The following is a 23,508-nucleotide window of genomic DNA, read 5'->3' on the forward strand; positions in this document are numbered from 1 at the left end:
CCTATCGCAGACGAGTCGATGGCCTCTCGGCATTGGCTTGTCTCAGGGCCTGTAGCTCCTCATCAGACAGATTGTACTTGGAGCGCCCCTTGTGAATCGGCTTAGCATAGATACGTGTACCCGTTCGGCTAAACAGTGAGCTCAGCACCAGTCCATTGTCCTCCGCATCAAGCATAGCGATCGCAAAGCTCTGATCGCCCCCCGTATCGTCGAAAGGATTGAAGCGGACCATCCCCACCCGCTGAATAGCTTGCTGCAATCTCCCATCCAGTTCTTGAGAGAATGCTGTCAACTCCTCGAGCTTCAGGGAGGTATCCGTGATACGCTCCAGATGCCTGTTAAGTAACTCTTCCAGATTACCGTGACCAACGTGACGCGTAAGAGCGCCATAGTGACGCATCATCCTGCTCACCCGTACCTGGAGATAAATAAGCCAAAAGAGTAGCAAGGTCACTAAAACTACGAGACCAAGCCAAAGATAGACTGCATGCTGACGGTAGAGCTCTTCCACGACTTCCACTACCTCATCCCTCCTTTCACTAGGGTCATTTTATCCCATCCCTGCTAAGTTTGGCAAAGAGTTCGGACAGAGCGTTGAACATCTCCCCCAAATCCGCCTTCGGCGGATTCAAGGCGGCCCTGCGGGCTTGTTTTGGGGCACATCCGAGAGACCCTTACCAAGCTACGCCCCCTTAATCTCTCCTTGTGAGGCAGCAGGGGCGAGGTCACCTCGCCCCTACACCCTCCGCCCCAGCTTCTATTCCCCCCTTCTCCCGTCCTCCTTCGGAGGACGGGAGAAGGGGGGGTAAGGGGGGATGAGGGCAACCTCCCTTAGTATCCTTGTCGTATCAGCCAGAAATAAGATATAATGGCTAAGGTTAGGAGGAAAAGAATGCCCAAAAAAGCTCGTGACCAATATGGTCGAAAGATAAAAAAGAAAGCACAGCGGAAGATAGCTGCAAGCCCGCCAATAATAAGGCCAAGTCAGGCCACACCCGTGCAGTCTGCCCAGAGCCCTGTCCAGCCACGACCAATACCACCCACACGGACTGGCCGTACTGGCCCCGCTACGCTAAGCACAGATTACAGCTACATCACCGCCGACCTGAAAAATATCGCCGTACTAGCCGGGATAATGCTCCTTGTCCTCATCGCCCTGACCTTCGTTATTAAATAGCGCCCACTGCTCTTCCACAGCCGACCAAACGTCAGCGACGCTTATCGCCGCCATGCATCGTATCACAGGGCATGGCGGAAAGGCACCATTACGGAAGCAGGGACTACACGGTTCAGCGCTGCGGACAACTTTGGCCCGTGTTGTATAGGGGCCATACATCCCAGGATCCGAAGGTCCAAAGATGGCCACCAGCGGGGTACCCACAGCTACGGCCAGGTGCATGGGGCCAGTGTCATTACCTACAAAGAGGGCGCAACGTTGGATAACAGCGCCGAGCTGCCCCAGGGTGAGGCCACCCACAAGGTCGACCGCCGGGTAGCGCATACTATTCTGTACCTGGGTGGCCAACGGTCCATCAGAAAGACCCCCCACTAAAAGAATGGTCACCCCCAAACTCTCTACCGCCCTATCGGCTACAGTGGCAAAACGTTCTGGTAACCAACGCTTGGCGGCCAGGGTCATCCCTGGATTGCTTCCCCCACCGGGGTGAATGGCTAACAGTCTCGTCCCTTTGGTCCCAACGCTGCTCAGCGCCTCCTCTGCCTTAAGGTGGTCCTCAGGCGAAGGATAAAAAGATAACCGAGCCTCTTGAGGTAGGATCCCGATAGCCCGTACCGTATCTAAATATAGCTCCGCCTCGTGCCGCCCTGGCCGACAAGGAACCCTCAGGGTCAGGGGGAAACCGCGCCCCTCACTATCAAGGCCAATCCGGATAGGGATACCGGCCAGAAACGGCAGCAAGCTGATCCACAGAGAACGATCCAGAACGAAGGCACAATCCCAGCGACCACGGCGCAAGGATTTGATGAGAGCGAGATACTCGCCCAAAGTGAACCTTGCTCCGCTGCCCACACGGCCACAATCGACTATCTCCTTGATCGCAGGATGTCCCTCTATCACGGCCCGAGACCAGGCCGAGACGGCAAAGCCGAGGCGAGCCTGGGGAAACTGCCGCTGCAGCGCGGCCAGGGTTGGCGTAGCCATCAACACGTCCCCAATGCAACACGGTTTAATCACCAGAATAGAAGATGGCCGAAAATCCTCCGGCCATCCTGTCTGTCGAAAGAGGGGGCGCAAAATCCTCCCGACAAAGCTGATCAGATGCCCTTTGAATCGCCTTAGCACTTCACTTCTCTGCCAGTCTTTCCACGGGTGTGAGAGCAAACAAGATCTCCCCCTCCGCTACCACCTGACCGTCCACCGTAGCACGCCCATGCATCTTACCGATGGGCCCGCGCACTTTACTGAGCGTAACCTCTAAACGAAGGGTATCACCGGGCACGACCGGCCGGCGAAAGCGGAAGCCATCGATGCCGGCTAATACACCCATCTTGCCTTTGTGCTCCGCATTGGCCAGGACAGCAGCGCCCCCTGTTTGGGCCAGGGCCTCCACAATGAGCACACCGGGCATAATAGCGTAACCCGGGAAATGCCCTTGAAAGAAGGGCTCATTGATTGTGACGTTCTTGATCCCGACGGCCCGGCTGCCGTCAGGTGCGAGCTCAACGATCCGATCCACCAAGAGGAAGGGGTAACGATGGGGTAATGCCTCCCATATCTCTTTAATGCCCAGCATCAATAGCCTCCTTACACTCCACGTATCCTGAGGCTACAGCCTTAAAGGCTGTTGAGGGAGTTAAATATCTCCCCCCAAACCCCCGCAGGGGGTTCAAGGGGAAATGCCCTCATCCCCCCTTACCCCCCTTCTCCCGTCCCCCTTCGGGGGACGGGAGAAGGGGGGATTTTGAACTAGGGCGTCCGCCGAAGGCGGATAGGACCCTCCAAGGAGGGGGTTCCCTCCTTGACCTCCCCTTACTCCAGTGGGGGGAATTGGATCTAGGCTGTGTCCCCTAGTCCATCCCGGCAGTGGGGCTGTGCCTCCCCTGGAACCCCCGCTGCTCACTCTCACTTTACCGTTTGCTCACTTTCTTTTCGCCACCGCTCTGATTCTGTACTTCCAGATTTCTCACCTTATAAAGTATCTCCTCAAGCAAACGGCGATTGGCTGCAATCAAGTCGGCCAGTAGGCCGATCAGGAAGACCTGGAAGCCAACGATTAAGAAGACGGCCGCCAGGATAAGGGACTGAACATGACCAGCCCCCGTGCCAGTGAAGTAATAATAAAGGAAGCGGCCTACACCGGCTGCACCAATCAGACAGAGGAACAGGCCAAGATAGAAGAAGACTTTGAGTGGTTCGTACATCGCATAAACGCGGATGATCGTCGCCGCCGACTCCTTAAGGTAGCCCCAGAGTCCTTTAATCAGGCGCGACTCACGTAGCTGCTCGTGAGTGGTGATGGGGATATGGGCCACGACCATGCGCTGCGTCCCAGCCTGGATAAGCGTTTCCAGCGTATAGGTATACTTCGAGATCACGTTCAGCCGCAGGGCTGCCTCGCGAGAAAATGCCCGGAAACCGCTCGGTGCATCCGGGACAGCCGTGTGCGAGGCCTTGCGCACGGTCCAGCTACCTATGGCCTGAAGCAGTTTCTTCGGCAATGAGAATTGAGCGCTCTTACCCGTCTGCCGGTCCCCCACGACGATCTCTGCCTCACCAGCGATGATTGGCCGGATCAACCTGGGAATCTCCTCTTGCGGATATTGGTTGTCGCCATCGGTGTTGACGATGATATCTGCGCCAAGCTTCAAACAGGCATCCAGGCCGCTTTGAAAGGCAGCCGCCAGTCCCTTATTACCCACGTGACGGACAATATGATCCACTTCAAGCTGCCGGGCCACTTCCGCAGTATGATCCGTGGACCCGTCGTCGACGACCAACACCTCAACCTGATCCACATCCGGGATTTCCCTAGGGATGCTGGCCACCACAAAGGGCAAGGTCTGCTCTTCATTATAGCAAGGGATCTGGACGATCAGCTTCATTGGTCTCCATCTAAGATGGACAATATATTCACTAGAAGATAAATAGAAGAGCCAGCAATCAAACGATCGCTGGCTCCCCTTTTATCCCTTTGATTGAGATGACTGACTATTGATTGGAGCCGTTGTAGCTCATCAGCCAATCGCCGGGTCCAGCATCACTGACGTTATCATCGCCCTTTTGCTTCTCCTCATTCACCACGGCGACGACCTTTACGCCGCCAGTCGAGGTTACCTTCACTGAACCGTTGAAGCGCTGAGGCAGCCCATCATTGGGTTGATACCACATTTGAGCGGTTCCTGGCTGGATCGTAGCGGTCTTCGTCGTGTTATAAGTGGCGCTCTTGTACTCCAGGGTCACGTTGGCTGCCGCTGTATCCACGTTCATAACGGTCAAGCTGGTCACCCATCCGTAGTACATGTTCATAATAACGGGGAGAGCGATCGTCGCCGAGCCGCCAGTGAACCCATTGTAGGCCGATAAGCGACCGGTCACATTATTCAGGATATTGGCCACAGCCACAATGTTCTTCCCATTCGTACTGGTTACGGTCACCGAACCGTGGAATTTCGAGCCCAGACCGTCATTAGGCTGGTACCAGAGATTGGACTGCCCGGGCTTGATAGTAGCCGTAGCCGTCTTGACCGTCTGGCCGAGATGGTTCTTATACACAGCCTGGACGTTAGCATCAGCGGTATCCACGTTCTGGACGAGGAAGCTGGTAAGGAAGCTGTAATAATCGTTGTAGATTACCGGTAGGTAAGCGACCGTGCCCGCTGCGGCTGAGGAGAAGCCATTCGATGTAGAGAAGAGCCCATTGCCGGCGCTGCTGGAGATGTTGAATATGGCTACCACCTTTTTGCCCCCCGCAGCCTCGACGACGGCCGAACCAACAAAGTTAGAGCCAAGCGCCGTCTGACCGGCCTGATCAAAGGTATAGGAGGCGCCAGACTTGATCGTTGTCGTCTTCGTATCTACTGTCGTACCGAGCTTGTTCTTGAAGGTCACCGTCACACTGGCATCGGCTGTATCGGCGTTCTGGACGACGATGTTCGATGTATAGCCATAATACTCTCTATATACGGATGGGATATAGAAAGAGGAGGCTGCCTGATCATCGTTCACGCCGCTATAGCTACCGCCCGTGCTAGGATTAGATGAAACCAGGTTGGCGATCGCCACCACGCGCACAGGGTCGCTGCTTATCACTGCGGAGTAGCGGCCAGAGGCAAGCCCAGTGAGATTGGGCACATACCACAGCTTGGAGGCCCCAGCTGCCACCGTCACCGTATCCGAGAACTTAACCGCCCCGTTCTGATCGACGATCTCCAACTTTACGGTCGCACTCTGGGTGCTAGGATTCTGTACAGTGATGCTGCTTACCCAGGTTCCCGGGGGTGAACCCAGCGGAGCGGCCAGAGCGACCGATGTGCTCTTTGCTCCACCCCCCACCCCCGCTACCCCCAGCAGGGCGAGGGATATCGCCAAAACCAAAGCCACCACGGCCATCGCCACAACAGTGAGTCTTCTCATCATACCCTCCTCGTGAGATGAATGGACGGGTGATCGCTAGCTGGATGCTGAATACATACTAGCACCAGAAACAGCATTTGTCAATAGCATAAAATTGCGAATTTTGCCCGCTTGGCCCAAAGATGGCTGCGAGACCAACCTTTGCCCATAAACTACCAGCCAGCCCCCCAGGACTTAAATACCAGCGGCAGGTAGACCTTCTTGGTCAGGAGAGACGCCTGAGCATCGTATAACGAGAAATGGGTTGTGCTGGCGCTGACGGTATGGTTCACCGTATCTACGACGCTGGGCAGGGCCACCCATTGCCTGGTGCCCTCGTCATAATAGGAAATCTGCAGGCTGGTCTCGGGGACGTTGCCCAGCACGGCCGGGTTGTAGGCGATGGTAATGGTGACCGGCTGCTGCAAGCTGCTTACCCGGGTGCCGCTGGCGGTGGTCACCGCGGTGATGGAGGTGTAGGCGTTGGCGCTGACCACCCCGAAGACACCTGGGGCGCTGGCCGTGGCATAGGGCGTCAAGGTGAGGTTGACCTCTTCGGCGAAGGCCCCACTGGGCACGGTGACGGAGACATTGTTGCCCGCGGCCACGGTCCCGCCAGTGGTGGAGATGACCGCGGAGGCCTGGGGCGCTGGCGGTGGGGCCCAGACCTCTACCCTGTCTACTACCACCGGGGTGGAAAACAGACTGATATTACCCGCCTGGTCGGTGGCAGTGGCCGTAAGGATGTTAGCACCCATAGCCAGGGGCACGTTGACGAAGTTCCAGACCCCGTAGCTACCCGCTGTGATCTGGCCGACGAAGGAGCCATTCACGTAGAGCTTAACGGTGAGCCCCTGCTCGCTGATGCCGCTGACCACGGTGCGGTCATAGGCCGTGGGAGTCTGCGGCTGGATGATGCCGGGGGACTGGGGCAGGTTGGTCTTGATGGAGAAGGTGTGGAACCCGTAAGGGCTGTAGTTGCCCGCCCGGTCCTTGGCCCGCACGTAGAAGGTGTGGTTCCCATCGCTCTGGGTGGTTAAGGTCACGGCGGTCCCCAGCACCAGCGCCTCCGCGCCGCTGTCCACCTTGTAGTAATACCCTGCCAGGCCACTCAGGTTGTCGGTGACCTCTGGCCAGCGGAAGGTAGGGCGGGGATTATTGCTCACGCCGCTGATCCCGTCATCGGGCTGGGGCGTCCCGGGGGGCGTCGTATCCAGGATGATGGTATCCGAGTAGACAGGGGAGACGTTCTGGGCCGCATCCCGCAAGCGGGTGAAAACGGTGCGCTCTCCGTCTGCGCCACTGGCCAGGGCCCAGGACTTGCTGGTGCCGTAACTCTGCCAGTCGCTCCAAGTGGAGCCGTTGTTAGAGAAGGCCACGCTTGAGACACCGCTCAGGTTGTCTGTGGCAGACAAGGTGAGGGTGGCATTGATGGCGTTGGCGTAGGCGGCATCGCCGTTGATGGTGATAGACCCCGTGGGCGGAGCAGAGTCCACTGTGATGGTGGCGCTTACTGGCTGGGAGATGTTCCCGGCGTTGTCCTTGAAGCGGCCGTAGACGGCCGTGGCTCCTGGTGGTGCCAGGTAACTCCGTGTAGTAGCGTACAGCTCCCAGGCGCTGAAATTCTGGGCGTCGGGTCCGAACTGCATCTGGGAGACACCGCTGGTAGCGTCGGAGGCAGAGATTGAAAGGGTGACAGTGTTGGATATGTAGGGAGAGGACCAGCCCTGCACCTGCAACGTCCCCGTGGGTGCCGTCAGATCCACCGTGGTGGAGACAGGGTCGCTCCAATCGCTCACCACACCGGTAGTGGTGGTGGCCCGGGCCCGGAAGGAGTAGATGTGGCCGTCCTGGCCGCTAAAGGTGGTGGAGAGGGCGGTGGTGGCGGTGATGAGGTCGGTCCATGCTCCTTCCCCTCCATCCCGATACTGCACGTCGTAGGAGGCGATGGGGTCAGGATCTGAAGTTCCAGACCAAGAAACAGAGAAGGAGGGAGAAGACTGGTAGGTTGCGAGTGAGGAAAGGGACGTAGTCACTAACGAGGTGGGAGCGGGTTCGGTTAGAAACGGCTGGTAGTTGATCAAACCGAGCACAGGGTCATCCCGTCCATCGTAAATGCCCGCTTCTATCACACTAGTGTCGGTTGTCCCCCACCAGTTGTTCAGCGCATCCTTGTTGGATGGCCCAGTGTTCTTCATGTTGATGGTCCCCGTGACGATTGTGTTGCCGTAGATATTGTTAAAACTCACAGGTGATGAATAGGAGTCATACTGGCCTAAAATGACGCCCACAGTGTTGCGCGTGATGGTATTGTTCGATAGAGTGAACCCCTCGAAGAAGGCCCGCACACCAGTGCCGTTGTTTGCAATGGTAGAATACTTGACTACGCCCCGTCCTCCCCATAGGGCAACCTCGTGGCCCGTAAACGTGCTGCCGTACACACTGACACGCTCCGTCTCATATAAGCCATAACGGTTATCTCTAAAGACAGAGTTAGAGATCTTCTTGTCCGCACTCATTACGGCGTACGTGTTTTTTTCAAAGGTCGAGCGGTCAACCTGCATATCCCAGCCTGCGTAGCCTCCCAATGCCGTGACGTTATTGGTGAACACACTGTCCGAGATATTGACCGGCCCGCCAGACCAGCAGCACTCGACGGACAGGGCAGTTTGCGCATATTCGACGGTGACGAATTTGAGAGACACCTTACCACCCTGATTCGTGGCAACCTGAATTCCACCCCAGATTCCTTTGATGGGAGCAGGACTATCCGAGGTAAACACGATCCGGTTAGTAGCCGTTCCTTCGGCCACTAATGCGCCACGGATGATAAGGGTGGCCCCCGCCGCGAAGCGCACCTGCACGCCCGGCTCGATAGTGAGGGTGCAGCCCGGAAACAGAGTTACCGTTCCAGTCACGATATATGGGCTTTTACCGAGGTCCCACGTGGTGTTGGCATAGATGCCGCCGCTTACTGCAGTGCTATTTCGCACGGTCCCAGGCGTTGCCGTGGCTAAGGGCATGGGTAGTAGCTTAGGCATCGGCGTAGGCACAATGTCTATCTCGGAGCCGTTCCCCTTTTGGCCGTAGGAACCCTCATACAGCATAGTTCCGTCCACTGCTGCACCAAGCAGCGGTAGCCCCCCATATTATAGCTCCACTTGAGCCGTAGCGGGGGTTTGAGACTAGTTTCGTCGCTGTTGTAGCCGCTGTGGGTTGGGTCGTGGCGGAACATGGGCCAGTCGCCACCATCGGCGTGGGCTATGGGTGGAACGAAAAGTGACGGACGGGGAAGATGGAGGGGCAACGTAAGGAGACCGAGGATGATGACGAAGCAGACCAGAATGGCCAAAAAGTGACGCCTTCTCAGCATGTACCACCTCCCGGCTCGGCTATTCGCCCTCCACATACAGAACAGTCAGTCCTTACAAAGCAGCCACCTGGTTCAATCGCCTTACCAGCCCACCTCTATTATACTACGCCACCGTGTCGTTGTCGATAGCTTGACAAGCATTCTGGTTTGGCTCTATAATTTTCGCGGAAACATTTTTCGCATCGTGAAAAACAAAGCTGGGGGGGCCAAGGTGGGATGCCGCCCGACACCCCCGGAGTCCGCCGAAGGAGGATGGGGCTCCGCCCCGAAGACTCTTCGACTCGAAGAGTCTTCGACCTGGCCTCCGATCCCTCATCTCGAGCCTTGCAGGAGATGGTGAGGGCTTGAAACTCCGAAGGAGGTGATCAATAAAGGCAGACAGTTGCTCATGTTTTCCGCGGAAGCGCAACACTTCGTTTTGCGAAAGTTTGTTGTGAAAGGAGACCCTCAGTGAAAAGACTGTTCCTGTTGCCAATCGTGGTCATTCTGCTGCTCAGTTTCGTCGCCAGCGCCTGCGTCCCAGCAGCCGCCCCAACGCCAACGCCAACCAAGCCAGCGGCTCCACCACCAGCCACACCTACTCCAGTGGCTGTGGCGACCCCGACGCCGCTGCCACCGACGGCGACGCCCACCAAACCGCCAGCACCCGTTACTATCCGTCTCTTCGGTGTAGCCGGTGAACCACTTGAACCAGCCACCAAGAAAATCGTCGCCATGTTTGAGGAAAAGCACCCCAACATCAAGGTCGCTTATGAAACAGTGCCCTTCGGGGAGTTTTACCGTAAGATAGCTGTCTACCTGGCCTCAGGCGATCCGCCTGACATCATCTGGCCTGGTGGGCCCTTCATCGTCAGCTACGCCTACGCCGGTTCCATCATCCCTCTGGGTGATATCTACACCAAGGAGGATATGGCTGATTTCGTTGAAACCTCGGTTAAGCAAGGCACCTACGAAGGAAAACTCTACGGCGCTCCCTGGATGCAAGCCACCCTCCTCATTTTCTATAACACCAAGATGTTCGATGAGGCAGGCATTAAGCCACCGAGAACCCTAGAGGATGCCTGGACCTGGCCCCAGTTCGCTGAGGCCCTGCGCAAGGTCGTCGGTCCTATCCCCGCCGGTGGCGTCCCCAAGGTCTGGGGGTTGGTGACACGCAGCCTGGGGGCGTTCTACGACTGGCTACCGCTGATCCGCTCCAATGATAAGCCGGGCACCCCCACCTACATGGGCGTAAGCCCCGACGGCTCTAAGGCGTCTGGTTACCTCGATACACCCCAGGCGCTGGAGGCCTTCCAGTTCATGTCCGACTTCTTCAACAAGTGGCAGCTCTCGCCTCAGGCGACAGTCCCCAATGCCTTCGAGGATGGCAAGGCAGCCACCTACCTTCGCCCAGAGGATCTCTACCCCATCTTGACGGCGAAGTATCCGAATCTGCCCTGGTCGATCACCCCGTTGCCTTACCTCAAGACGCCCATCACCCACACAGGACACTTCATGTTCACGATCACGGCCGCCAGCAAGCATCAGAAGGAGGCTAAGGAGTTCATCAAGTTTGCGACGAGCAAGGAGATAGCGGCGACCTGGCAGAAGCTGACCAACAGCCTGCCGGCCCGCAAGTCGGTCCTGGCCCAGATACCGGAGTACCAGACCTTCCCACTCAACATCCCCTATCAGGAATTGATCGAGTGGGGGCAGCCTCCCCCGGTGACCCCCGGCTTCACCGCCTACGGCACCATGACGGCCGAAGCCTTGACCAATATCATCAAGGGGCAGCCCGTGGACGCCACCATCAAAACGATGGTCTCCAGGCTCGATGCCGAGCTGAAGAAGTACGCCAAATAGGTTGACCCGTAAAAGCCTGGCTGGCGGGACATAACGTTATGTCCCGCCAGCCATTTTTAATGCCTTAAAGACATGGTATAATCTGAGCGACTTCGAACGGGTGGGGGGCTTTCCTGAGCCAGCGACTGAGGCTCTGACCAACCAGAATCAGGGACTTTCATAATGGGAGTGTCCGCCTTCGGCGGACCGGGGGTCACAGGGAGCGTCCCCCTATTTAACAAAGCCCTGAAGGGCTACCCTGAATCCGCCGAAGGCGGATTTGGGGGTCATTATGTAAGAGGCTATATAGTCCAGGAAGAAGAGATGAACGCCCAGGAGCCGCAGAGCCAGACCAATGGAGAAGCACAGCTCAGCCCAGGTGTAGAAACGCTCCTGCAGGACTACCTCCAGGCCCTCGTCGGCGACCCAACCCTGGCCGCCTTGCGCGCCCGCTACGTCCCCTTGCATCTCAGGTCGCTATCTGCTGTATCCTTGAGCGAAGAGCCCTCTGCTGAGCCAGGGGAAACAGACAGCGCCACTCAACCCGCCCAGATGGGGATCGCTCCGGCTGACGTCCTGCCAAGGAGCTACCTCTGGCTGATCCTGGGAGAGGTTGGGAGCGGTAAGAGCACCCTCCTCCAGGCTCTCACCTATGACTATGCCTCGTATGCCCTCCACCCAAGCACGGGTGAGATATCCCCTCGCCTGCTTTGCGCCGAGCGGCGAATCCCACTGTACCTTGACCTGAGTCGCCTGATGGAAGAGATCCTCGAGGAGGCCATCCTCGCCACCCTTCAACATTATGCGGCCACCCCATCGCCCTGGCTCCCAGGTGGGTCGCTGGGCTCCTCAAAGGCGAGGCGGCAGATACTCGACGAGCTTCTGGGACAGAGCGCCTTCCTGTTCCTTGTCGATCACCTGGAACGGGCCACCTTTCCTAACCCGTTAGAGAGCATCCGCGCCCTGGCTGACTTCATCTCTTCCCATCCTCAACAACGCCTCATCATCACCTGCCGAACACACGACTATCCCCTGTTGGAGCCCTGGTTTGGAACGGCTGAGACGGCCGTCGTTCAACCCTTATCCGATCGGGAGGTGGCCGAGTATGTCAGCCATGCCTTGGAGGAGAGCTGCGCTCAAGCACTCCTGCAAAGACTGACCATCGAGGAGGGATGGTGGGAACTGGCCCGTAACCCACGCATTCTGGGGATGCTCTGTTCCCTTGCCTCCCAGCGCAGCGATTTCGAGGCCGCCACGACCGCCAATCTACTCCACCAGATCGTGCATAGGCTGATCGAGACGGCGCGGGAAGACAGCCCGGCAGAGAGGGATCAGCACCTCGCCTCCGTCTGGTCGGCCGCGGCCCGCCTCGCCCTGGAGATGCGGCAGCAGCACACCTCTCTTCTGGAGCGTACCCTCTGCCAACGTTTGATTGAGAGCAGCCCGCTCCTTCCTCAAAGGGATCACCCAGCGGAATTCTCCCCAGGCGGCTCCTGGCGCGGTCGAGAGATCCTCGATCGACTGGTAGATACAGGTATCCTTATCCCCGCTAGGGAACGCGCTTTTCTCACCTTCCGCAGCGGCCTCCTGGGACAGTTCTTCGCCGCGGTAGCCTTAAAAGAGTCGATGGAACGAGGCCAAGCGCTCCCTACCCTTTTAGGTGACGACGGCGTTCAGTCCTGGTCGGAGATCATGCCCCTCCTCTACGGCATGTCCGAAGCACGAGCAGGGGTCTTGGAGGCCATACTGCGCCCTGGAGCAAGTTACGCCGACGTTCTTCTCGCCGCCAGATGTGTAGTCCAAAACGAACCACCGGGATCCTATAACCGCCTCGTGCGGCTCAATCCGGCAGACATTGACCTCCATCGCCATTTTGCCAGGGCTTTCGAAGAACTGAAGCGTCTCGATGATGCCCGGGCGGTCCTGGAAGATGCCGTTAAGCTCAAACCACAACGGGCCGATCTACACCAGGAGCTGGCCGAAGTACTTACAGAACAGGGGAGATACACCGAGGCCCTTGTCCAGCACCAGCTGGCGGCCGAGCTCGGGGGCAATTGGGCGCAATATCACCTCGGTGCCGCCACTGTCCGACAGGGACAGGGCGACCTGGAGCAGGCCAAAGAGGAGCTGGCAAAGGCTCTTGAGCACATTCACCAAATGCAGGCTGAGGCGCGGCATCGCCTGGGCCACATCTACGAAAGCGAGGGGTACCTCGAGCGAGCGAGTGCAGAATTCCTGGCCGCCTCTGACCTGAGGCCAAAGGCCCACTACCTGTGTCACCGCGCTGGCATACAACGGAGGGAAGGCGATCAGGAAGAAGCCTTACGCACTCTCCGCCAGGCAATCGCCCTGGATCCGGAGTGCCTGGAAGCGCACACCGCGCTAGCCGAGTTATGTGAGGCGCTTGGACGTTACCCTGAGGCGCTGGAAGAATTCCGCCTGGCCATCAGACTGCGTCCAGATGAGTCCTTAAATCACATCAACCTGGGGCGCATCTATCAAAGGATGGGCGATCACACCCAGGCGATGGCCGTGGTACAGCGGGGACTACGTCTGGACCCGCACAGGGCCGAGGGATACGCCCTACTCGGCTCACTTTATATGCAGTGCGACCGGCTTGAGGAGGCCCTGAAGCAGTACCGTCAGGCCATCCGCTATCGACCGGAACAGGCTGAGTATCACGAACGGGCCGGGTGGCTGCTCAGGCTTCTGGGCCGCCTGGAGGAGGCGGAGACGGAGCTGAGTATGGCCTTACGCCTGGACTCGACCCAGGCCGAGTGGCAAAATGAATTAGGTGTGGTTCTCAGCGAGCAAGGCCGCTACCAGGAGGCACTCGCCGCCCAGCTGGCCGCCGCTGTATTGGCTCCAGATGAGCCACTCTACCGCTACAGTTGCGGCATCATGCAGGCACACCTGGGGCAGGATGAGGCGGCCCAACTCTCGTTTGAGCAAGCCTTGTATCTCTCGGAGCAGAAGGGCGCCCCAACTATCGCTGCTGATGCCCATAGTGAGCTCGGTCTCCTCCATCAGAGGGTGGGGTGCTATGAGGAGGCCCTGGCCCACCACCAGCAGGCGGTGGAACTGGCCCCCCTCACAGCCGTATACCTGAAGCGAGAGGCCCAGGTCTATCGCCAACTGGGCAAGTATGAGATAGCCATCCAACTTCTGAAGGAAGCTATCTCGCTTGCCCCAGAGGGAGCTGAACTCCACGCCGAATTGGGACTCACATATCAGGATACCTCCCACCCTCAAGAAGCGCTATCTAAATTCCTTCTAGCCGTCCAACTGCAATCAGGGGAACCCCTGTTTTCCCTCTATCTGGGGAGTGCCTTCCAGCAGCTGGGACGACTGGTGGAGGCCGAGGCCGAGCTACAGACGGTGGCGCAGCGTCGGCCAGAGCTGGCCGCGGCGCCCTACGAGCTCGCTCTCGTTTACCTGGCCCAGGGAAACACCCAGAAGGCCATCGCCTCACTACAGCGGGCGCTTGAGCTGCAATCAGACAACGCCCTCTACCACGTGACGCTTGGTCGCTGCTTCCGTCTGGCCGGTTGGTTAGACGAGGCCCTTGGCGAACTGGAAACAGCTATCGCTCTACAAAGCGACCTGGCTGAAGCCTACTTTGAGCTAGCCCAAGTCTTCCTTGCCCAAGGACGTTTGGAAGCAGCCCTCAGCCAGGCGACACGGGCTGTAGAACTTCAGCCTGAATGCGGTTCTTACCTTCGGCTAGCCGGCTCCATCTGCGCTCAGCTGGGCAGCTTTGCAGAGGCAGTGCACTTCTTCCAGGCTACCGTAACGGCCGAACCACTGCGCCCTGAAGGGCACCATCAGCTGGGACAGGCGCAGGAAGCCCTTCATCTCCTGGAGGAAGCCTTAAGGAGCTATGAGCGGGCCAGCGAACTACAGCCAGAGGCAGTTTATCTTTTCGATGTAGGACGCCTCCTTTCCCATCTCCAGCACTGGGAGAGGGCTGTCGGCTATCTCGAGAGGGCTGCGGCCCTTCAACCCGACTGGGCCGAGGCCCGCGTGCTGCTTGGGGCTGCCCTGCGGGAAAGTGGCCGACCGCAGGAAGCCCTCCCTCACTGTCTGCGAGCCGTGGAAATCGATGAGACCGTCGGCCTCTTTCACCGCGAGACGGCCTTGACCTACGCAGCCTTGAGGCAGTGGGAGAAGGCCAGTGAGGCGTTAAGCAAAGGTGTCGCCCTGGATCCTGACGAGGCGGCCTGGCATAACGAGCTCGGACAGGCCTACGAACAAATGGGACAATGGCTCGAGGCAGCAGATTCCTTCCGCCGGGCCGCTGAGCTACAGCCACGAGAGGCATCTTATTGGCGGAATGCCGCCAACGCCTGCTACCATTTGCAAAGATACCCTGAGGCGGCATCCCAACTCACGCTGGCCCTTGAATTACAGGAATCAGCCCTCTGGCGCACTGAACTCGGCTCCATCCTGGAATCTATGGGAGAGCTGGAACGCGCGGCGCAGGAATATGAAACGGCCTTCCGGCTCACTCCTGCTGAGATGTCCTACAGACGTAAACAGGGTCTCCTTCTGGTCCGCCTGCACCACCCCCAGGAGGCCATCACCATACTGAGAGAGCCCGTCACCTGCGGCTCAGCCGATGTTTATAGTCTGTATAGCCTGGGGATAGCCTACCAGGAGATAGGGTTATTCGGGCAGTCCCTCGAGCATTACACCGCAGCGCTGCAATACTCGCCGCAGAGCTGTGTGCTTCACACAGCCATAGCCGATGTCTATGGCCAGCTGGCTGTGGAGAAGGAAGACAGCGAATATCACCGTTTAGCCCTTGAACACCTGCAAAAAGCCCTCGCCATCGACCCAACGTATGCGCCGGCCTACGATCGACGCGGTGCTATTTATCAGCGCCAGGGGAATGGGGAAGAGGCCATAGCCGAATATCAGCAGGCCCTGAGCCTGGCGCCAGGCGAGGCTTCTTTCCGTTGTCATCTGGCTGGCCTTTACCTTCATCTGGGGAGAGTGGCGGAAGGGCTGGCTTTGATCGAGGAGGGATTGGCCGAGGGACTAGAGGCTGCTCCTCTGTACAACCAGCAAGGCTGTATTTATGAAGTGAGCGGGGAATGGGAAAAGGCCCTGGCCGCCTATGAGCGAGCCGTCCACCTTGCCCCTGAGGTGGCCGCTTTCCGCTACGATCTGGCCAGGATTCGCTTCTGCCTGGGACAGGAGGAGGCCCAGACTGATCTGGAACAGGCCATTAAGCTGGGGCCAACCCCGGCTGAATGGCACGCTCAGCTCGGTCAGCTATATGAGTCCAAGAGCCTCTGGGAGAAGGCACTGTCTGAGTATCAGGAAGCTATCCGAGGAAGGCCACAGCAGACAGTCTATCTTCGCCACGCCAGTCGAATCCTGCGGCGGCTACGTCGCAGCAGTGAGGCTCTCAAGATGATGGAAGAGGCGCTGAGCCTTGCCCCGACGGAGGCCGCAAATTACGCTGAACTGGGAGCCATCCATCTCCAGCGCGGGGATCTACGAGAGGCCATGCGTTGCTATGCCCAGGCCCTGAAGATAGCGCCGGGTCAAAGGGACTATGAATTGGACATAGCCATTATGTATAAGCTGCGCGGGCGCTATGCCTCGGCACAAGAAAGGATGCAGCGGATCATCAGCGAGGAGTCAACCTATGCCCCGGCCCATTATCAGCTGGCCATCTTGTACGAAGAACAGGGTCTACTGGAAGAGGCGTTGGCCGAACTAGAGACAGCCCTAAAACTGAGCCGTGAAGCGGATTACCTTTACGCTGCAGCCAGAGTGAGCCGCCTTCTGGGCCATGGGGATCAAGCGGTCACCTATGTTCAAACGGGATTGGAGAGGTTCCCTTATGAGGCTATGCTTCATTACGAAGCCGCCCACTTGGCCGAGTCCGAATCCAGTTGGGATAAGGCCCTGGCCGCCTATGAACGGGCCGTAGCCCTGGAAAGGAAAGGGGTCTTCTACGCCGATATGGCCGGCCTCCTGAGACGGATGAATCGGCTGGACGAGGCCATAAACGCCCTTAAGATGGCTATGAGTCTGGAGCCCGGCCGAGCCAGCTGGCATAGTGCACTGGGCGAACTGTATGAGCAGTGTGGCGAGTACACGCTGGCTCTTGAAGAACATCGCCATGCGGCCAAGCTCGAGCCACGCAATGCGCTTCATCGTCGCAACTGTGGCGTGGTGTTGAAGAAGTTGGGCAGATATCAAGAAGCCATAGAGGAGCTGCAGCGCGCTTTAGAGCTGAAACCAGATTACGTTGATGCCTACCGTCATTTGACCTCGGCTTCGGCCTCAGCCCTTCTACACCGCGCTATGGAGCGTCGAAAATAACCAAAGTACTGCGTGATAAGTTCTATCCTAGGAGCATAGAATGAACTAGTTCGCATATTTGAACAGTTATACGCCATTTCGGGCGAGGAGGATGTGAGATGAAAGTTGTCAAAACGGTGGATGCCAAGGGGGCTTGTTGCCTCGACACCCTGGCCACCCCTATCAAGGAAGCCATCGCCACGATAGAGGACGATGAGTCCATTAAGGTCATTGTCAGGCCAAGTTTTGAGAAGATGGTTCATCGCTTTGCCCAGGATGAAGGGTACCTCATTCTCGAAGAAAGTAAGGGGGAGGAGGAGATCCATTTCACTATCGCCAGGAAGGAGGCAGCCAGGCAAAAGGAGAATTGCATGATCTGCGGTGGTCCCTTGGAGTATCTGACGGAGCCAGTGAGTGGCACCTGCCTTTACTGCGGCAGGGAAGAGAAGGGCTATGTCAGGTGTCCCGAAGGGCACTATGTTTGCGAAGCATGCCATGGCAAGGGAGCCTATGAAGCGATTAAGGACATCGCCCTGTCCAGTAGTTTGAAGGACCCCTTGGCCATCGCGGAAGTTTTGATGACTCACCCTAATATCCCGATGCTTGGTTGTGAAAATGCCCTTGTGTCTGCGGCTGCATTTATGACCGCTCTGAAGAATGGGGGCTACCCAGGCATAGATGATAAATACATCATCGAGGCGATGAATCGTACTCAGAGACAATCTATCTCTGCCTATTGCGGGCTGACAGGGGTATGTGGTGTGCCGGTGTCTATTGGGGCAGTTTTTAGTGTGATTCTGGGAGCCGAGTGTCCCAAGGACAAAGAGACGGCGATCACCATGCGTACCGTAGCCAGAGTAGTTGATGCAATGGCCAACGAAACAGGTCCTTGCTGTTGCAAGAGCTATGTGTGGACTGGTCTGACCGTTGGCTGTGGTCTCGCCAAGGAATATCTTGATATCAAACTACCCATTCATCGGGAGAGGATCGTTTGCTCCTATTTCAAAAGACATCCCCATGGATGCCGAGGGGCAAAGTGTGGTTACTTTCCGAAGAGAGGTATGCTGTCCAAGAGCAGGTGAGAGGGCTAACGGAATTTATAGCCAGCCAAACTCGCCTGAAACAGCGCATAACACCGTGTTGCCGGCTACGGCCTATCAGCCTCCACCCAAATCGCATTTTGTGTGACTTCGGCAACTCGGAAAACGTTAGGCGAAACGGCGGCGTGGGGAAGATCACCAGCACCGGCAAGTTGCCCGGATGGTGCGCGAGATACTGAAGGGGGAATTGGCGGAGATTGATGAGTTGGTGAAGAAGCACGCTGTAGCCCTGGGCTAGGCGCCCCCACTCACCGCTGGGACATGGCTCTCCACGGAAAGGGAGGCATGACTCGCCACCATATCGAAGTGGCGGTCGCGGTGCAAGACGGTAGCTCCGGCAGCTATGGCTATTGCGGCGATGAAGAGGTCAGTGGAGGGCACGACCACGCCGCGGCGCCTGAGCCGAAACGCCAACTGCGCGGCCTCATTCCACCGCTCCTCAGCCACAGGGACTGCGTGCAGGGCCGACAGCATTTCCTCCAGCCGCCTATAGTCGGCTTCGTTTCTTGCCCCACTCACGAGCTCCAGACGGATCATGCCCGTAGTGGCCACCTGGTCGGCTGCTAGCAGGGCATCTACCCGCTCCCGTAGCTCAGAAGCCGCCCGCCCCGGCGGCAGCACCTCCAGCCAAACCGAGGTGTCGATGAGATATAAACTATCCCTCATCTCGCAGCCTCACTAGCTCCTCAGGAGTCAGGTCCAGATCCACGGTGCCCAGGGACCATCTCAGCTCCTCAAGACGGCGCTTGCGGATGGCCTCCCGTAGCCCTGCCTCGATGGTGGCCCGGATACTCTCCGTCCCCAGCACGCGGCGGGCCTCCTCCAAAAGCCCATCGTTGACGAATACAGTGTGCCGCATTGATACAGCCTCCCTTTATGTATTTCTGAAGCATACAAAGTATACAGCAACTATAATCACAGGGCAAGTAGGCCAGCCCAAGATACCGGTTCTCTGTTTTACAAAAGATTGTGAAAAACCTGAGGAAATCCATAAAGAAATTAGTAAGTCAGAAGGATAACCACATTATTACGAGACCATTTAAACTATAGACGTTCTTCGAATTAACCCATTCGCATAAAATAGAAGACGCTTGTCCGGGGTTAATCGGCCTTTACTTCGAGGCGCTCAGCTTGACCAGTCGGCCAGTGGCATCAACAGTAGCCCTGACTATCCGCACCAATTCGGCACCACCCTCAGCACGCCACACCCTGCGGTAGGTAAGGGTATAAAAAGGCGCCGCGGTGCCTTTCACGGCAATCGCCGGTTCCACCCCTTCCATCTCCGGATAATGACGCACAACCTCTGCGGTGATGGCCCGAACCTCTGCCACGCTCAGATAACTCCTACGCACCAAATAACTTCCTTAGCGTCTAGCTTTCCTCTCCGAGCAGCCGGAGCTCCGGCATAGGGTAGTGGGAAACATTTTTTGTCACCAGGGTCAGGTCGTGGAGAACAACCGTGGCCGCCACCAGGCTGTCGGCGAAATCCAGGGTAATTCCCCTGGCCTTATAGGTCCGCATATACTCTCCCGCCTGATTGGCTATCCCCCGGTCAACTGCCCAACAGGTCAAGCCCTCCAGAAAGGTGTTAGTCTGTTCTTCCTCACCAGCCTTCACCCCCGCTTGCACTTCCAACACCGAGACCGCTGAAGCTCCCAGTTCCCCCCTCCCAGCCAGCCTTTCCAGGAGCCTTACCACCTCCTGACGGCCCCGCAGGTGCCAGATGATGATGTCCGAGTCAAGGAGATAGCCGTTCATGACCCAGCCTCTTACTGGTGGAGGCGCGCAGCTCCGCCAAATAGCGGTTGATGTCCTCCTGGCTCCTCAGCTCGGGATGGCTCTCGTCGGACCAGGCCCCGGCTCCCGCTTTGAGCGCCTCTTTCTGTTTCAGCTCGGCCAGCAACCTGGCCGTCCCGGCGATGATAACCTGACTGCGTTTCCCAACAGGGACGTACCGCCGCAACTCCCTCATCAGCCCCTTAGGGAAGCGCACATTGACCCTCTCAATTTCCCGTTCCCTCGCCGTCTCTTGCTTAGGCATTATATACACCTCATTTATATATACGATTGATGTATAATTTATATACATCAATTGAGTGTATCTGTCAAGGCCCTATCGAGAGTGTATATCTCCCCAATCCCTACAGGGGGTTCAAGGCGGCCCTGCGGGCTTGTTTGTGTTCTGGGGAACCTCTCGTTCAATATTCTTACATCGTTTTGACTACCTTGCCTGAGTATCATATAATCGAAGTGCGCTGCCCAATCTGGTCAAAAACTTGATGGCTTGGTTTTTGCCCTATTAAGAAGCGTTTCCGAACGCCACTACATAAATTCAAGGAGGACCATCCAATGGCTTTGATTTCCGAGAAAGACCAGCAGTTTCTAAAAGACCATTTTGCCAAGGAACTGCGGAACGAGGTGCAAATCACCTACTTTACCCAACATCAGTCCAAGCTGACCATTCCTGGACAGGAGTGTCTTTATTGCAAGGAGACGCATGACCTCCTGGAGGAAGTGGCCGCCCTTTCTGATAAGATCCATCTCCAGGTGTACGATTTTGTGGCCGATAAGGAGACAGCCAAACAGTACAATGTGGACAAGATACCGGCCACCATCGTTGGCGGTGCGGGGGGCACGCAGGTAAGGTTCTTTGGTATCCCCTCCGGCTACGAGTTCTCCACACTCGTCGAGGGGATCATCGACATCTCTAAAGGCACGACGGACCTATCCACGAAGACGAAAGAGGAATTGCAAAAAATGGATAAGGATGTCCATATCCAGGTCTTCGTGACACCAACCTGACCACATTGTCCGATGGCGGCCAGGTTGGCCCATAAGATGGCCGTTGAAACCCCCCACATTAAAGCTGATGTCATTGAGGCCACAGAATTTCCCCATTTAGCGCAAAAGTATCGCGTTATGGGGGTGCCTAAGGTGGTAATCAACGAGAAGATACAGTTTATGGGGGCCACACCAGAGAGTCGTTATCTTCAGGAGGTGCTGCGCGCCCTGGAAGTTCAGCCAGAGAAGACCGCCTCCTGAAGGAAGCGGGTTCCGCAAGGCTCAAGCCCGCTCGCCCTCCCGGTCGGCGAAGAAGCGATAATCAATGTCGGGGAAGGGATTATCGAGCTCGCTGACAAGGGCCAGGAAACGCCTGTCCTCCGGTCGCATCTGACCAGAAGCGGCGATCATATTGAGATGGTTGAAACGGGCTAAGTGCTGCTGAAAGCGAGCACTGGCATAGGCTGCTGCCTGTCCAGTACTGATGAGAAAGGGCCAATCGCTTGACTCAAGCAGCAGGAGTTCACGCCCGGCCTGATTCAGCACAGAGAGTAATGGTTCCGTTGCTTGAGGGTATCTGGACACCAGATGCTCCATCATCTGCTCAGCATTATGAATCAATGGCCACATCCATTCGGTTTGAGGGTTGAACCAGGTCCAGTGTTGCCCCCCTTCGCCCCAGGAGCTTTCCGGAAGACTGATGACCTCCTCTGGTGGATAAGCATCAAGATACTCCTCAGCCGTAGTCAGACCAATCTCAGCGTTTGTCTCCAGCAGCCTCAGTACCTCCTTAAGCCAGACGACCCCTTCAAACCACCAATGCCCGAAGAGCTCGCTATCATAGGCAGAGACGATAATACCGGGCTGACTATGCTGTTCATGGAAGGCAAGTAATCTCTCCCCAACGATGCGCACGAAGTGGCGAGCGTGGTTGAGGGCCTGGCTATTCGCCAGGGATGGATCGTAGAGCTCCTTCTCCCCCAGGTCAACGTTGTGACCAGTCACCCGCCAATATTGAAGCCCGGAGACAGCATCTTTGCGGTGGAATTCACGGTAAAGAGGATCGCCGGGATAGCCCTGGGAAGCAGACCATACCTGGAGTCCTGTCCTTTCATCCCGGCCATAGACAGCCACATTGGTTGCCTGGACATAATAGGGGCGAGCAGTTGTTCGCTCCCTAGCCTGCTGTCGCGTGTCTATTTTTACGGCCAGCTTCCGCTCTAGCGGCCGACCGTAGGGACCAATGACGTCGCCAGCTACCTTGCCCACCAATTGCCCCCCAGCGATTACGTGGCTATCGGTGAAGAAATAGTGCAAATCGAAATCGGCCAAAAACTCCTCTATCCCCGGTTTATAATATGAGGTCTTATTGGACCGATAGTAGGCGGGGCGATAGCCACACTCCGGTAGCCAGATGCCCTGCGGCCTTCGCCCAAAGTGTCGCCAATGGGCCAGCACACCAACCTTAAGTTGTCCATAAAGATTCGAATCCCTCTCCAGTAGGGGGAGGTAGCCGTGGGTGGCAGCGCTGGTGAGGATATTGAGATTGCCACTGTCCTGCAAACGGCGAAAGCCCCCAACGACATCCCGTTTATAGCGCTCCTGGAAGCTAGTTAGGATCTGGCTATACCAGTCATGATAGAACCTGGCCAAGTGATGGAGGTGCCCTTGCCCTCCACGCTCAAACCGCTTTATGTCCGACTCGATAGCTTCGATCTCTTCCAGCAAATAGAGTTCAAAATGTTCCAATACGGTGGAGTCGGCGATCTGTTCGAGAAGGATAGGAGTAAAGCCGATGTTAAGCTTTGGCTGGTATCCACCATCCTTAAGATCATTAAGAGCGTTGAGGAGAGGGATGTAGGTTTCGGCCAAGGCCTCATGCACCATCTCCTCCCCGTGAGGCCAGCGGCCGGCCTTGCGAACGTAGGGTAGGTGGCTATGGAGCACAAAAGTAAAATAGCCCTTTTTCACCGATATTCTCCTCTCAATAGTTAGGCAGAAAACTATTTTCCTGGGTCAGGGTAAACCAGACAATAAAAGAGGATGTTCAACAACGGGAGTCCCAGGGCAACAAATCCACCCTGGCGAGGTTTGGGGCATCCCCCAGCTGCGACCCTCTCTATAAAGCCTCCACCAGCGTAGGGGGTTAGGGGCTGGAAAAACCAATAAGACAAGGGATACTGCTGAGATCGAGCTCAGGATTCTTCCTGCCCGCGGAATAGAGAGAGGAAATCGCCGTCGAACTCTTGCAAGAACTCGTGCATGTCCAGCACATCATCAGCCCCGATGGCGGCTGCCTCGCGAATCTTTTCCATCTCCCTGGGGGTGAGGTCGGTGACGATCTCGGTGATATGCTCTTCTTTAATTAAAGCCGCGATCAGGCCATGGCTGCGACAGTGATTACAGATAATCATAAGGAACCAGAGGTCATCCTGGTGGCCAAGAATCCTGACATTATCCATATGATATGGCCGCCCACACGCAGCACACCTCGTTACTGTGGTCAAAATCATCTGTTTGATTATTCTTTCGTGGCCACTCAT

The 23,508-nt window shown here is 57.0% G+C and carries 20 protein-coding genes; 6 read left to right on the top strand and 14 right to left on the bottom strand.

Going from position 1 to position 23,508, the window contains the following annotated elements:
• Position 1: 1 nt before the first annotated feature.
• The gene (locus M1136_02210; protein ID MCL5074452.1) at positions 2–520 is read right to left on the bottom strand and encodes a DUF4446 family protein; all 519 of its coding nucleotides are present in this window, start codon (positions 518–520) and stop codon (positions 2–4) included.
• Positions 521–892: 372 nt separating this feature from the next.
• Here M1136_02210 and M1136_02215 point away from each other — a divergent pair, with 372 nt between their 5' ends.
• Positions 893–1,177, top strand: a complete 285-nt coding sequence (locus M1136_02215) for a hypothetical protein (protein ID MCL5074453.1) — start codon at positions 893–895, stop codon at positions 1,175–1,177.
• On the opposite strand, the gene waaF is transcribed toward M1136_02215, so the two are convergent.
• The 6 genes from waaF to M1136_02245 form a co-directional block, all read right to left on the bottom strand.
• Positions 1,124–2,161 (bottom strand): lipopolysaccharide heptosyltransferase II, encoded by a 1,038-nt coding sequence (gene waaF / locus M1136_02220; GenBank protein MCL5074454.1) that lies wholly within the window; start codon positions 2,159–2,161, stop codon positions 1,124–1,126. The genes M1136_02215 and waaF overlap by 54 nt on opposite strands.
• 142 nt (positions 2,162–2,303) lie before the next feature.
• Entirely contained in the window at positions 2,304–2,753 is a 450-nt protein-coding gene (gene fabZ, locus M1136_02225; protein MCL5074455.1) for a 3-hydroxyacyl-ACP dehydratase FabZ, read from the bottom strand.
• A gap of 334 nt (positions 2,754–3,087) precedes the next feature.
• Positions 3,088–4,062: a glycosyltransferase family 2 protein gene (locus M1136_02230; protein MCL5074456.1), complete on the bottom strand. Its 975-nt coding sequence runs from the start codon at positions 4,060–4,062 to the stop codon at positions 3,088–3,090.
• Positions 4,063–4,168: 106 nt separating this feature from the next.
• On the bottom strand, positions 4,169–5,596 hold the full coding sequence (locus M1136_02235) for a DUF5719 family protein (GenBank protein MCL5074457.1): 1,428 nt from the start codon (positions 5,594–5,596) through the stop codon (positions 4,169–4,171).
• Between the two features lie 149 nt (positions 5,597–5,745).
• On the bottom strand, positions 5,746–8,679 hold the full coding sequence (locus M1136_02240) for an Ig-like domain-containing protein (protein MCL5074458.1): 2,934 nt from the start codon (positions 8,677–8,679) through the stop codon (positions 5,746–5,748).
• Positions 8,631–8,945 (bottom strand): hypothetical protein, encoded by a 315-nt coding sequence (locus M1136_02245; GenBank protein MCL5074459.1) that lies wholly within the window; start codon positions 8,943–8,945, stop codon positions 8,631–8,633. The genes M1136_02240 and M1136_02245 overlap by 49 nt, the downstream gene beginning before the upstream one ends.
• 450 nt (positions 8,946–9,395) lie before the next feature.
• Here M1136_02245 and M1136_02250 point away from each other — a divergent pair, with 450 nt between their 5' ends.
• The 3 genes from M1136_02250 (at position 9,396) to M1136_02260 (ending at position 18,166) form a co-directional block, all read left to right on the top strand.
• The gene (locus M1136_02250; GenBank protein ID MCL5074460.1) at positions 9,396–10,787 is read left to right on the top strand and encodes an extracellular solute-binding protein; all 1,392 of its coding nucleotides are present in this window, start codon (positions 9,396–9,398) and stop codon (positions 10,785–10,787) included.
• Positions 10,788–11,090: 303 nt separating this feature from the next.
• Positions 11,091–17,105, top strand: coding sequence for a tetratricopeptide repeat protein (locus tag M1136_02255; GenBank protein ID MCL5074461.1), 6,015 nt, complete (start codon positions 11,091–11,093; stop codon positions 17,103–17,105).
• A 98-nt stretch (positions 17,106–17,203) separates the two neighbouring features.
• Complete coding sequence (locus tag M1136_02260; GenBank protein MCL5074462.1) at positions 17,204–18,166, top strand: DUF5714 domain-containing protein; 963 nt, start codon at positions 17,204–17,206, stop codon at positions 18,164–18,166.
• Positions 18,167–18,418: 252 nt separating this feature from the next.
• On the opposite strand, the gene M1136_02265 is transcribed toward M1136_02260, so the two are convergent.
• The 5 genes from M1136_02265 to M1136_02285 form a co-directional block, all read right to left on the bottom strand.
• Positions 18,419–18,850 carry a PIN domain-containing protein gene (locus M1136_02265; GenBank protein MCL5074463.1) on the bottom strand — a complete coding sequence of 144 codons (432 nt, stop codon included), beginning with the start codon at positions 18,848–18,850 and terminating at the stop codon, positions 18,419–18,421.
• Positions 18,840–19,043: a type II toxin-antitoxin system VapB family antitoxin gene (locus M1136_02270; GenBank protein ID MCL5074464.1), complete on the bottom strand. Its 204-nt coding sequence runs from the start codon at positions 19,041–19,043 to the stop codon at positions 18,840–18,842. The genes M1136_02265 and M1136_02270 overlap by 11 nt, the downstream gene beginning before the upstream one ends.
• A 253-nt stretch (positions 19,044–19,296) precedes the next feature.
• Positions 19,297–19,536 (bottom strand): hypothetical protein, encoded by a 240-nt coding sequence (locus M1136_02275; protein ID MCL5074465.1) that lies wholly within the window; start codon positions 19,534–19,536, stop codon positions 19,297–19,299.
• A 19-nt stretch (positions 19,537–19,555) separates the two neighbouring features.
• Positions 19,556–19,942, bottom strand: coding sequence for a type II toxin-antitoxin system VapC family toxin (locus tag M1136_02280; protein MCL5074466.1), 387 nt, complete (start codon positions 19,940–19,942; stop codon positions 19,556–19,558).
• Positions 19,923–20,225 carry a hypothetical protein gene (locus tag M1136_02285; protein MCL5074467.1) on the bottom strand — a complete coding sequence of 101 codons (303 nt, stop codon included), beginning with the start codon at positions 20,223–20,225 and terminating at the stop codon, positions 19,923–19,925. The genes M1136_02280 and M1136_02285 overlap by 20 nt, the downstream gene beginning before the upstream one ends.
• Positions 20,226–20,533: 308 nt before the next feature.
• Between M1136_02285 and M1136_02290 the strand changes: the two genes are divergently transcribed.
• Complete coding sequence (locus tag M1136_02290; GenBank protein MCL5074468.1) at positions 20,534–20,986, top strand: thioredoxin family protein; 453 nt, start codon at positions 20,534–20,536, stop codon at positions 20,984–20,986.
• Between the two features lie 36 nt (positions 20,987–21,022).
• Positions 21,023–21,226 (top strand): thioredoxin family protein, encoded by a 204-nt coding sequence (locus M1136_02295; protein MCL5074469.1) that lies wholly within the window; start codon positions 21,023–21,025, stop codon positions 21,224–21,226.
• A gap of 21 nt (positions 21,227–21,247) precedes the next feature.
• Here M1136_02295 and M1136_02300 read toward each other — a convergent pair whose 3' ends face one another.
• On the bottom strand, positions 21,248–22,936 hold the full coding sequence (locus M1136_02300) for a DUF1957 domain-containing protein (protein MCL5074470.1): 1,689 nt from the start codon (positions 22,934–22,936) through the stop codon (positions 21,248–21,250).
• 224 nt (positions 22,937–23,160) lie between these two features.
• Positions 23,161–23,508 (bottom strand): hypothetical protein, encoded by a 348-nt coding sequence (locus tag M1136_02305; GenBank protein ID MCL5074471.1) that lies wholly within the window; start codon positions 23,506–23,508, stop codon positions 23,161–23,163.

The sequence above is a fragment of the Chloroflexota bacterium genome, assembly GCA_023475225.1.
GTDB lineage: Bacteria > Chloroflexota > UBA6077 > FW602-bin22 > JAMCVK01 > JAMCVK01.